This window comes from Streptomyces sp. NPDC056738, assembly GCF_042790435.1.
GTDB lineage: Bacteria > Actinomycetota > Actinomycetes > Streptomycetales > Streptomycetaceae > Streptomyces.
In genome coordinates, this window is record NZ_JBHTZF010000024.1 from 24,671 (window position 1) to 36,538 (window position 11,868).

The window sequence follows — 11,868 nt, forward strand, 5'->3', positions numbered from 1 at the left end:
CTCGTGCGGATGGGTTCCTTAGCGGTCCAGGAACTGGTGGACAGGTGCCAGGCTGACGGGGAGTTCGTCACTGACATCGATGGTGAACTGGTAGACATACTTGGCCCGCGTGTCGTTTTCCGGGTCGAAGAAGCTCACCTGGACGTCTTGGCAGTCCGATCCCGGACGGCAGTACGGGCTCTTCGTCACACGGATGGTGTCCAGGGCGCCCAGGCGCGGCTGCTCGAAGGTGCCGTCCGCCCGCCTGGCCCGGTGGGTAACTCCCGGGGCCAACAAGCCTTGCTTAATGGTGGACCCGAACAGGAAACCGTTGGTCCCGGCAAAGTTCAGGGCACGGTCGGCCGAGCTCTGTCCCAGGTTGCGGAACTGGTAGTAGACCTTGTACAGGAACGCCTTGACCTGCTCGCGGACCTCGTCGTCCGGCAGGGCACTCTCCTGAGCTGCGCTGGCCGCTGTGCTGACCGCTTCCAGGATCGACTCGACGAGGAGAGCCTCGTTCCAGGCACACACGCCGCGGCTTTTGACCTCGACCTCGGGAACGACCTGTCCGGTAAAGAGGCGGATAGTTCGTCCGGTGAGAAACCCGGGAATGGAGACGCGGGAGACGTAGTTGCGGTCGCTCTCGGCCAGCAGCTGTCCCCGCAGTATGTCGCGGAATTGCCGGTAGATGACCGATACCGGCGGGTGAGCGAGGTTCTTCAGGAGATCCCGGAGGTCACGGGTGAGGTTCTCGCCGTCGACGTCGATCTCGATGCGCTCGTTCCAGTCCATGGCCACCGGCGTCTCCGCCACCAGGGCGTAGACAGGCGTGCCCTCCTCCATATTCAACGTCCAGACGACCTTGTCCGACGCCCAGGGGTTCTCCGCGAGGTAATCGGCGAGCTGACGTCCGTCGTGAGGGTTGGCCGGCGATTCGATGTCTGTGTCGCCCTGCCGATAGACCGGATTCTTCATCTGCTGGGTGAAGCCGTCTCTTCGCGCTTCGGTTTGGTAGTCATACCCGAGCGTGCCGATGGCGTAGATCAGCTGCCGCTGTGGGGCACCGCTGCCGTTCGTTCCACACTGGCATTCCGAGGCGGAGCCCCCGCCGCACCCGCACGAGGGACGTACCCCGGGGCTTCCTGCACCTTGCCCATGCCAGGTTCCAGCGGATGCTTCAGCCGTCTGCGCAATTGGTGCAGGCGTGTCGGCAAGTGCACCCGCCGGGCAGCCCGCCAGGACATCGTCTCCGCTGGCAGCCCGCACACCGGCGGCGTACTCGCCGGGCGGTCGTACAGCCGCGGGTTGACCGGCAGCCGCCCGTGCCCGCTCGCCGGATGCCGCGTCAAGTGCAGCCGCACCATCGCCTGCGGCGTTGGCATCCCCGAGTGAGCCCGGAGCGCCGACTTCATCAGCTGTGCCAGCAGTGCTCCCTGCTGGCTCGGCCGGCCCACGCGATACCGGGCTCGTGTCAGGCGTCGCTGCATCGAGGTTCGTCATGGCTGTGTCTCCTATCGCGCTGATCAAGTCGTAGGCGCGTGCGGCGTTCAGGTTTCCGCCGAGGTAGCGGCGGCATGCGGGCGCATCGGCGGGCTGGCACAGTGCGTCGGACGCGGTGGTGAGGATGGCGTCGCCGACCGCCTTCGGATCGGCACGGCGCCCGGCTCGCAGTTGTGTATCGACGAGGAGCGCGGCCACGCCGGCCACCAGGGGTGCGGCAAAGCTGCTGCCGGTGACGGCTGTCCGGCCGCCCCCTGGTGCGGCGCCTTCGATGGACTCGCCGGGGGCAACGACGCCGTGCGTGGCGTAGGCAGCACCCCAGTTGGTGATCTGCAAGGGTGTGCCGTCTGGCCCGGTTGCACCGACGGCGAGCACGCTGGGCACCGCGGCAGGCACTTGCAGGCAGTCGCATCCGTCGTTTCCGGCCGCCGCGATCACAAGGACTCCGTGGTCCTCGCAGAGCCGCAGGGCACGTCCCAGCAGCTCATCCGCCTGTCCGTCTGGTGCGCGCTCGCCGCCGCTGATGTTGATGATCTGGGCACCTTCCTGGACGGCCCGCTCGATGGCCCGGGCCAGATCCATCTGGGGGACCCGCGCCTCATCTCCGTCCCGGAATACCGGCAGCAGCAGCCCCCGGCAGTGCGGTGCGATGCCGGCCACGCCTCTATCGGGCTGCCCGAAGACCAAGCTGGTGACGAGGGTGCCGTGCAGCGACATCGGCCCAGGGCCCGGCGCCTGGGTCACGAGTGTGTCGATTCGTGTCAGGTCGGCGCCCTCAAGGCAGGGCTGGGACAGGTCCACCGGCCCGTCAAGGATGGCAACACACACCTCGGGGCTGCCGAGGAGCTCTTCTTGAGGGGCTGCCACGCCTCGAAGTACGGACCGGGCTTCCATCCCAACTCCCACATGCTCGTCTTGCTCTGCCTCCGAGCATCCGCCGGCCCTGTGCGGCATCCGTTGTCCCGGCAGTGCAAGAGGCGTTCTGCGATCGTTGTCCAGGCATGAACCCCACGTTCTTGACGCAGGTCGGACAACGATCGCGGAGGCGTCTCCGAGAACGTGAGGACAGGGACGCGGGCCTCGGGCGGAGCGGAACGACGGCTATACCCGGATGCGTCCGGCACATGCCACCTGCACAGTAAGAATGTGTTGCGGAACGAAACTGCGAACGAACCGTCCCTTGAGCTGCTGGGCGACTTCGGGCTCGTCTGCTCTGGTCACAGAGTGCGCATGCCTATTGGAGTCCAGCGCTTGCTGGCGTTCCTGGCGTTGCAGAGCGACGGAGTCCATCGGGGCGCCGTCGCACAGCAGATGTGGCCCGACTACCCCTGCCCCCGGGCCGCCGCCAATCTCCGTTCAGCCCTGTGCCAGGGACGACGCGCCAGCTACGTTCCCCTTGTCGACTGCATTGGACAACGATTGAGGCTGTCGCCTCTGGTCCGTGTCGATCTCCATACGGTCGGCGTAGACGCACGGAAAGTCGTCGACGGCCTGGACCCTCCCAGTGACACAGAAGCCCTCATCAACGACCTCACGCGAGAACTGCTCCCCGGCTGGACCGAAGAATGGCTCGACCTGGACCGAGAACGCTGGAACCAACTGCGCGTCTACGCCCTTGAGGGCCTAGCACAACGCATGCTGGCCGCAGGGCGATACCTTCCCGCACTTCAGGCGGCCATTGCAGCCATCGCCATCGACCCCATCCGCGAGACGGCCCACCGCATCGTCATCGAAGTTCATCTGGCGGAGGGCAACGTGGCGAGCGCCGTACGGTCCTACCAGCGCTACTGCGACTTCCTCTTGCGGGAACTCCGCGTGAACCCCTCACCGCAGATGACCAGCCTTCTACAAGGCTTGCTGTCCACATAGCACCGGATCAGGATGCTGCAGCGACGTTGCCATGACGCTCCTCGAACGCTGCAGGGGATACCTCCACAACGGTCCCGGAGAAAGCTGATGAACCTCAGCAAAGTCCTCGTTGTTCTCGAGGATGCAGGTGCCTCCCGCACGATGGTCTATCGGCGGGATGACCAGAAGGGAGATGAGTGTGGTGGACACTTATTTCGGTCAGGAAGCGGACCGCAGGCCGGCCGGCCTTTCCATGCCCCTCCAGGCGCCGCCTGTCTACCGCTCCGCAGTCGGAGCAGCGGGTGCCGCCAGTGCTGCTGGCGTCCAGGCCGACGGCATCGGATCGTGGCTCGGCGGCCTCGTGGACGACTGGTCGCACGCGATTCCTGGATCTGGACCCGTCGGCGACGTTCTGGGCTGGCTCGGCCTCTGAGGAACGAGGTGCCGGCAGCCCAAGCGGCTGCCGGCGCCATCCCGCAGTCGTCGTCGCGCAACCGTGGACCCCTGCCAGGCCGAGCAGACACTCGTACAACGTCGGCCGCTGGGGCGTGAGAGCCGATCGGCGGCAAGGGCAGTACGGCCGCGCCAGAAGATCACCGTGGCGGGCCGTGCCCCAGCGACGCTCTCGCTCTGCAGAGCGAAGCCGCTGTACGAGCAATGCCCAGGCCAGCTACCGGCGACATGAAGAACACGGCCCTTGCGTCAGATGGCGCTAGCACGGCAACGCCGACCCGGCAGCCTGCCGCTCCAGCCGACCATCGCCTCCTTCATTCACCGCACAGGACAACAAATAAGGGAGCATGATCATGAAGCAACCGACCGCCTGCACCAGGGAACGAACCCGCCCAGCCGCTGCGTCCAACATGCCGCGGCAGACACCGCCCATCGATCGAACCGAAGCCGCCGCAAGCATCACCAATGCTGCCGCCGGCGTTGAAGCGAGCATCGTCGCGCCGCCGTTCGACTGGAACAAAGTGTGGACAGGGATGGGTACCCCCCCATACACCCCCTTCGGCGGACTCAACGCTCCCTACATCGTCTACTGACCAGTCGGGAGCGACCCGCTCGCAGCGCGTCCCCGAGCTGAGTACGACCGGCCTCCCGCTAGACCATCCAGATCGCGAGCTCCCGGCGACGAAGCTGAATTTCGCCTACTCGGTCAAGCCCTTCAGAGTGCGGCACCTGCCGCTTTCAGCCGGTGCCTACGACCCCGGCGCTCGCATCCCCGACACCGGCCTACAACCCACACAGTCCGACGGCCGCAGAGGCATCCCCACAGCATGCTAGAAGCGGCTGGATTGGCCGCCGAATACCGGCGCCTCTCGCCCGAACCTTCAGACTGTGCCTCCAAATGTTCAGAAAGGGAAAAGGTGAGCGCAAATGGACACTCGCCGCGCTCAAGGACCAGTAGAAGAGCACGCGAGCCCTTCCATGCCCACGCAGGCACCGCCCGTCTACCGCTCCTCAACAGGTACGCCGGGCACCACAAGCGCCATCGCCGGCGTCGAGCCCACAGGCCTCCTCGACCTTGCCCGCTTTCTCGACATCGACGTTGGCTTGGGCCCCTTCCATGGCGGCCTGCACATCTGATGGAGCCACGCGATCGTCATTCGGACATTGATGCCGGTCTCCTCGAAGACCTCGCATACAACGCCTGCCATGGTTCCTCGTCCAGCTCCAGGACACCGCCGGGTGGCTCCCAGGTTCCGTCGTCTGCCCGGCGGATAGAGCGGATCCTGCCGTCTCCGCGACCGCTGATTCCCGTGACAGATACAGAGTGCCTCGGTCCTGCTGGCTGTGACGGAGTGTTAGGGCTTCTTAGGCGTCAGATGCCGGCGGTACCGCTGCCGCGGCCAGCCCCAGGGCCACAGTCGGGGGTGGGAGGGGGCAGGCTTTCGACGACGTGCACGGTGCGGGGCGGGCGGGACGGCGTTCCCGGGGGCGGGTGTTGGCGAAAGACAGCTGGATACAGCCGCTCTCGAGCGCGGTGGCGTCCACGCCGAAGCCATTCCGTCCGACCTGATGGAGGCCCGTCCCGCCAGTCTGACGATCCTCGGCTGCCTTTTGGGCGCCTGGGGCCCACGCAGACCACTCGGGCAGAGTCGAAAACCAGCCACATTTTGCCTGACGATCGCGAACACGCTCCACCTCCTGGGCGCAGGAAGTACGCAGGAAACCCATCTGCCGCCGGGCCGCCAGGCCCTCAAGCGCGGCCCGTTGGGGCGGCACGAGGTTTTACGCCAACACCCCACGAGCGCATCGAATCTTTGTGCGGGTCTGTGTGTCCTGCATAAGGTGAAGCCGCGCATGACGTGAAACCTGACCAGTTTCGTGTTCGCGCATGTCATTCGGCGGCCGGGGGAACACCGTCGCTCACGGGGATGGGTTGTATTTGCCATGCCGTCATACGGCTTGGCGCATGTATCGATGCGGTTGGTTCAGCGTGCTTCTGAGCAACCCTCAGGATCGGAATCATCGCTCCCCTTTCGTTCGACCGTTCCTCGGGCTCGTACCCCCCAGTGAACGCAGAAAGGGATGCCTTCTTGCACCCCAGACCATGGTTCCGGCTGCCCGCGGCGCGAAGATCGCGAAAGCGCACCTCCGCCGTCACCTCAGCGGCTGCGCTGGCCGTTCTGGCCGCTCTCGCGGTGCAGCCCGGCTCGATCAGGCCCAACAACGAGCCGGTAGCCGACTCCTACCCCTGGTACGACGACACCACTGCCGAGCAACTGCGCCAGGACCAGTGCCTGATGGCCGACGTGCTGCGTCTCGGCGGCCCGTCGATGGCCGCGACCGCCCAGGACGGCCTCAACCAGACGCCCGACAAGCTCCACGTCCTGGCCGACCGCAAGAACTGGGAACGGACACCGCTGGCCGTCGCGTACAACAACGACCGCAACGCGGCGGGCAAGGAGATGGACGCCCTTTCCTCTCAGCGCGACGGGTGGAAGAAGCCTCTGGACGGTCTCGCGACTCCCGGCGGGTTCACCGACACCGACTTCCATCAGCCGCCCGACGGCGACAAAAGCTTCTACTCCCAGACCGGCCTGTCCGCCTGGGTCGCCGACCGGTTCTGGAAGAGTGACTCCGACTTCTACGACGACGCCACCCCGAAAGCTGACGACACGACCCTCAGGGCCGTCGACCAGGTAGGCAACCCCCTCTACGGGAAGGACCCCGACCCCACCGGGACGACGCAGGCGGAGTGGAACCGCGCGCTCGCCGAGCGCAGCGCCTTTCAGTGGATGCACGGGGGTCCCGCGGCGAACGCCGGCACGGACGACGCCCGTCTCTTTCTGTCCTCCGGTGGTTTCCCGCACAGTGCGCCGCAGCCGGGCACGGCGGAGTACCGCATAGCCGTCGAGGACGTGAAGTCCCGCTTCGCCGCGTGTGGCTGGCGGGATCCGCTCGACCCGGACGGCGTGCTGGGTGACATCACCTCCACGGCGGCCGGCGAGTGGCAGCAGGAGGTCACGTCGCAGGCCGCTCAGCGCAATCAGATCCTGGGCGCGAACAAGGACGCGGTCAATGCCCTGTCCAAGGGTGCGAAGGCTTTGAGCGACATGCTGGGCCAGTCCTGGAGCGCCGACCACCTGACCCGGTGGCAGGACTACTGGATGCCGGGCGGTCTGGGCTGGGTGGGCGACAGCCCCACCGTCATCGAAGTGCACGCCGCGAAGGACAAGTGCCTCGACGTCCAGGGCGGTAAGAAGGACAACGGCACGCCGGTCCAGGTCTACACCTGCAACGGCTCGGCAGCGCAGAAGTGGGTGCTCCTGGGCAGCGAGGACAAGCTGCACCTGCAGAACGTCAACTCGCTCAAGTGCCTGGACGTGGCCGGAAACGACACGGCGAACGGGACGAAAATCCAGATCTCGTCGTGCAAGGAGTCCACGTCGCAGACCTGGGCGTCCGAACTGCGTGGCGCCACCAGTCTGAAGAGTGTCGGTACGGGCAAGTGCCTGGACCTGCACAGCTTCGACAACGGCAACGACGCCAAGCTCTACACCTGCAATGACAGCGCGGCGCAGCAGTTCGACATCAAGCCGTCCGGCCACAACGGCACCGGACAGCTCGACTACCCGGAGAAGGCGCAGTTCGACAAGGCGAAGGCCGGTGTCGCCGCGGCGCAGGCCGGTGCGAAGAAGCAGCTCGCTGTCCTGAAGGCCCAGCTGGCCGCCGTGCAGAAGGCTTCGGCCACCTCGGACACGGCTGTCCAGGACGCCTACGGTATCGCTGACACCAATGGTGCGCCGCGTGGGCGTGGTCTGCTGGTCGGGCAGCAGAAGGACCAGGTCACTAAGGGTGCCGCCGCCGCTCTCGCAGCGTTGGTGAAGGCGGGTGAGACGGCCGAGGCTGCCACCCGTGCCTCCGCTGGCGACAGTGCGACGCTCGCGCAGCGGGCGCTGGCGCAGGCCGCCCAGTCGAAGGCGGAGTTCCGCAAGAAGGCCGCCGAGACGGCCGAGCTTCAGGCGAAGGCCGCAGCCGACGCGGCCAAGGTTCACCGGGACAACGCCAAGAAGGACAAGGAGACCGCGCAGGCCAAGCTCGCCGACGCGCTGAAGGCCGAGGGGGACGCGAAGGCGGCGGCCGCCGACGCGCACGCCAAGCGTCTGGCTGCGGAGGCCGAGGAGAAGACGGCCAAGGCGGAGAAGGAGACGGCCGCCGTCAAGCGGGCCGAAGCCGCCAAGCACAGGAAGAACGCCGAGTCCGAGGCGACGAAGGCGAAGGACGCCAAGGACAAGGCGGAGACCGCGGAGAAGACCGCCGGGGAGCGGCGCGACGACGCGGTCAAGGCGAAGGACCACGCCAAGTCCCTGCGCGACGACGCCTGGGACGCCGAGCAGAAAGCCGACGCCGCCCGCGCCAAGGCCGACGCCAAGGACGCCTACGCAGACTCTCTGGATTCCGGTGACGCGGCGACCGCGGCCCGGGCTGCTGCGAACGACGCGGACGCGGCGGCCGACGACGCCGAAACCGCCGCTGGCAAGGCTCGCTCCGAGGCTGACGACGCCACCAAGGCGGCAGCCGACGCGGATGCTGCGGCCACCCGCGCCGAGGCCGCTGCCAAACGCGCTCGCTCCGACTCCGATGCCGCCCAGGCCGACAAGTTGAAGGCCGACGCGGCCGTCAAGACCTCCACCAGCGCGGTCGCCGATGCCATCAAGGCCTCCAAGGATGCCTCTGGCGAGGCCAAGGCCGCGGTCAAGCTCGCCGATGAAGCCGAACAGCACGCCAAGGATGCCAAGACCCAGGCCAAGGGTGCCAGCGCAGAGGCCGTCAAAGCAGTCGCAGCCTCGGCGAAGGCCGCCGGCTACGCCTACGTCACCGCCCAGGCCGCCATCGACGCCGGCGCAGCCGCCAAACGGGTCGCCGACCCGGCCAACGACGCCATCCAGCTCGGCTCCGCCTACGTCGACACCGACTCCGCCGCGGGCCTGGTCGTCCTGACCGGACAGGGCTCGAAGACGATCGCCGACCAGCAGCAGGCGGTCGCCGAGGCGCACGCCACGAACGCTGCTGCCGAGGCCCAGGCCGCCAAGAACCTCGCCGACCAGGCCAAGGGCGACTCCAAGGAGGCCTATCAGCACGCGGCCAGCGCCGCCGGATACGCGGCGGACGCCCGCACCTACTCCAAGGACGCCCTCGGCTACGCAGCAGGCGCTGCCAAAGCCGCCTCTTCCGCAGCGGCCTCACTGGCCCGCACCATCGACTACGACACGCAGGCGACCACCGACGCAGCCGCCGCCGACACGGCGGCCAGCAACGCCGAGGGCTATGCCATGGACGCCCGCGACAGCGCCGACGCAGCCGAACTCGACGCCTCCGCCGCCCGCTCAGCGGCCGCCCAGGCCGAACAGGACGCCAAGGACGCCCGAGCAGCCGCCACTCGCGCCGACACCGCTGCGACCGAAGCCGAACAGGCTGCCAAGGACGCCGACAAATACGCCGAGGAAGCCCAGGAGGCGGCCGACAGGGCCGAGAAGGCGGAGAAGGCGAAGCAGATCAACGACGGAACCGTCCCGGACGAGAACGGCCACTCGATCGGCAACGTCTTCCACGTCATCGACCACATCGAGAAGATCGGCAATCCGGAGGTCATCAGCAAGAGCGGCGGCTGCGACCACTGGTGGGACCACCTCGCCTACAGGGGCAACTGCACGATCACCTCGAAGATCAAGTACAAAGAGGTCCTCGACCTGTATCTGTGCAGTGCGGAGGGCATCGACCCGCAGAAGCTCATGTGCCCGACCGAGGCCACAACGTATCTCGGCGAGATCACAACCGACGAACTGTCCCAGGAGGTCACGCACACCATCACGATCGCCGAGTGGCAGGACGGCGTCGATCCCATCGACATCCTCTTCGGCAGCTGGATCAAGTGCGCTCAGAAGTTCACCTCCGGTTTTCAGAGCGGCAGTTGGAGCGGATGCGCCTGGGCGTCCCTGGACGTCGCGAGCCTGTTCGCCAACAAACTCATCCGACCCATCGCGGAAGCAGTGCGTGCCGTGGACGCGGCGTTCGTCACCGGCATCGGCGTCCGGGACGCGCTCCAGGCACTCAAAACTCTCAAGGGCGTCGACGCTGCAGCAGTCGCCGCGATCGAGAGGGAGGTCCAGATCTACGAAGAGGCCGTGACCGCGTGTGAGAGGAACAGTTTCCCGGGCGGCACCCGGGTACTGATGGCCGACGGTACGCGCCGGCCGATCTTGGACGTTCGGGTCGGTGACCTGGTGCTGGCCACTGACCCTGCCTCTGGTCGCGCTCGGCCCGAGCCCGTCACCCACACCTTCCGGCATCACACGGACCATCTGGTCGACGTCTCTGTGGCCGACGGCGGCACGCTGACGAGCACGAGCGGACACCGGGTGTATGTAGCCGGGCACGGCTGGGTGCATGTGTCGGACCTACGGGTGGGCGACCGGCTCCGGACCTCGGACGGGGCCCTGCAGTCCGTCACCGCGTTGAATGACCGGCCCGGGCTGGCTCCGCGTCCGGTCTACGACCTGACCGTCGACGGCCTGCACACCTTCTACGTCCGCCCGCAGGGCGCACACTCCCGGGACGTACTCGTCCACAACTGCCTGAACCTGGTGCAGGACGAGGGCATTGAGGAGGCACATACCCTCAGAGAGCACGTGCGGCCTGGCGACAATGCCATGGCGGACGCGGCCGAAACGAAGGGCAGAGCCAGCCGGTGGAACGACGAAGCGACGGCCGTCACGAGCGTCCAGGCCGCGTTCGACGCCTGGATCAAGAAGCCGAGTAATGTGAAGCGGTTGGACAAGTGGCTCAATGAGCAGTCCCACAATCCGGCGTTCGATCCTCGGCACGACCTGCTCGACATCAGATGGCAGCTACGGGGCCAGGGGTCCCTCGGCCGCGTCTGGGTCAGGGACGGAGTACAGGGTGCGCGCACCGGAGATACGGTCGTCATCCAGCTCAAGTACGCGGGCAAGCACAAGCCCAGCAGGTTTGTTGTCTACACGTCCTTCCCGGAGTGAGACGATGACCGCGATGACAGAACAGGGCGAACCCGCAGGACGCGCCGGCGACGACGCGTTGATCCTGGACATCGGGCTCAGTTGGCTCGCGTCGAAGTCGGCGTACCCGTCGTGGCTGTCCGCAGAGGACTCCGACCGGTTTCTGCCCCCGAATCCCGTGGCCGCCCAGCTGGGTCTGGTCGAGGGAGCCGTCGGCACGGTGCACCGCACGATCGCCATGCAGATCGGCGAGGACGTACGGAGGCTGCTGGCCTCCGCACTGCCGGACCAGGTGCTCCGCACCGTATGGCTGGGAGCCACGAAGGGGTACTTCGACCCCGCGGCTCACGGCCTGAGCGGAAGGCAGTGGATGGCGCGGATCGAAGAGACCTGGACCGCGAGCGTCCGCGAGGCCGACGCCATGTTCGTCCCGCCCACGCCGCAGCCGGTGACAGACGCGGACCTGCGCAGGCGTGTTCTGGACCAGATCGGCACCGTCGCCGACGCCCTGGAACGGGCTGCTGACGAACGATCGCTGCCCGCTCTGGTCCCCGCACTGGAGCAGGTCGTCACAGGGGCCTGCGCGGATCTCGGGTTCCGGCTGTTCCTGCGGGCCATGAAGGAGTACTTCGTGTCCATCGACGAGAACCATTGCGAAGCCTTCACCGCCCTGGGTGAGCGCTTCGGCTACCCGGAGTTCCTCGTAGACGACAACCTCAACGTCGGATAGGGCCGACCTGGCCTGACAGCACACGGGTCCTGCCGAGCCAAGAGGTCACGGCTCGGCAGGGCCTGTCTCGTGAACCAGCGGGGACGGCCGTACCCCGCGGCATCGGTCGACGAGGAGGCCCAGGCAGTACGCCGTGATGCATGGTCGAACAGCCATAGCGACAGGGACGGCATTCACCTGAGCTCGACGGCGTAAAAGTCGCCGTTGAATTCCCACCCGTCAGTGCCTTCGCCGATATCGGCGACGATGACGTCGTCGATGAAGCGATCCTCGAAGTCGTCGTCGGAGTCGGCCGCCATACAGCAGAAGCGGTCTCACGACTGGAGC

The 11,868-nt window shown here is 67.0% G+C and carries 7 protein-coding genes and 1 pseudogene; 5 read left to right on the top strand and 3 right to left on the bottom strand.

The window, feature by feature from the left end; genetic code table 11:
• Nucleotides 1-18 precede the first annotated feature (18 nt).
• Complete coding sequence (locus tag ACFRIC_RS38940) at nucleotides 19-2,346, bottom strand: S8 family serine peptidase (protein ID WP_382796405.1); 2,328 nt, start codon at nucleotides 2,344-2,346, stop codon at nucleotides 19-21.
• Between the two features lie 384 nt (nucleotides 2,347-2,730).
• On the opposite strand from ACFRIC_RS38940, the gene ACFRIC_RS38945 reads away from it, so the two are divergent.
• From ACFRIC_RS38945 to ACFRIC_RS38955, 3 genes are all read left to right on the top strand, one after another.
• Nucleotides 2,731-3,348 (top strand): BTAD domain-containing putative transcriptional regulator, encoded by a 618-nt coding sequence (locus tag ACFRIC_RS38945; RefSeq protein WP_382796407.1) that lies wholly within the window; start codon nucleotides 2,731-2,733, stop codon nucleotides 3,346-3,348.
• A 178-nt stretch (nucleotides 3,349-3,526) separates the two neighbouring features.
• Nucleotides 3,527-3,760 (top strand): hypothetical protein, encoded by a 234-nt coding sequence (locus tag ACFRIC_RS38950; RefSeq protein ID WP_382796409.1) that lies wholly within the window; start codon nucleotides 3,527-3,529, stop codon nucleotides 3,758-3,760.
• Between the two features lie 373 nt (nucleotides 3,761-4,133).
• Nucleotides 4,134-4,373 carry a hypothetical protein gene (locus tag ACFRIC_RS38955; protein WP_382796410.1) on the top strand — a complete coding sequence of 80 codons (240 nt, stop codon included), beginning with the start codon at nucleotides 4,134-4,136 and terminating at the stop codon, nucleotides 4,371-4,373.
• A 561-nt stretch (nucleotides 4,374-4,934) separates the two neighbouring features.
• On the opposite strand, the pseudogene ACFRIC_RS38960 reads toward ACFRIC_RS38955, so the two are convergent.
• Nucleotides 4,935-5,086: pseudogene (locus ACFRIC_RS38960) on the bottom strand (NUDIX domain-containing protein); the annotation flags it as partial.
• A gap of 784 nt (nucleotides 5,087-5,870) precedes the next feature.
• Here ACFRIC_RS38960 and ACFRIC_RS38965 point away from each other — a divergent pair.
• Nucleotides 5,871-10,832 carry a ricin-type beta-trefoil lectin domain protein gene (locus ACFRIC_RS38965; protein ID WP_382796412.1) on the top strand — a complete coding sequence of 1,654 codons (4,962 nt, stop codon included), beginning with the start codon at nucleotides 5,871-5,873 and terminating at the stop codon, nucleotides 10,830-10,832.
• Between the two features lie 13 nt (nucleotides 10,833-10,845).
• Nucleotides 10,846-11,541 (top strand): hypothetical protein, encoded by a 696-nt coding sequence (locus ACFRIC_RS38970; protein WP_382796414.1) that lies wholly within the window; start codon nucleotides 10,846-10,848, stop codon nucleotides 11,539-11,541.
• A gap of 173 nt (nucleotides 11,542-11,714) precedes the next feature.
• Here ACFRIC_RS38970 and ACFRIC_RS38975 read toward each other — a convergent pair whose 3' ends face one another.
• Nucleotides 11,715-11,840 (bottom strand): hypothetical protein, encoded by a 126-nt coding sequence (locus ACFRIC_RS38975; RefSeq protein ID WP_382796416.1) that lies wholly within the window; start codon nucleotides 11,838-11,840, stop codon nucleotides 11,715-11,717.
• Between the last annotated feature and the right edge of the window lie 28 nt (nucleotides 11,841-11,868).

Coding starts and splice junctions, on each gene's coding strand:
- ACFRIC_RS38955 (WP_382796410.1), top strand. CDS start 4,134: ATGAAGCAACCGACCGCCTGCACCAGGGAACGAACCCGCCCAGCCGCT.
- ACFRIC_RS38970 (WP_382796414.1), top strand. CDS start 10,846: ATGACAGAACAGGGCGAACCCGCAGGACGCGCCGGCGACGACGCGTTG.
- ACFRIC_RS38975 (WP_382796416.1), bottom strand. CDS start 11,840: ATGGCGGCCGACTCCGACGACGACTTCGAGGATCGCTTCATCGACGAC.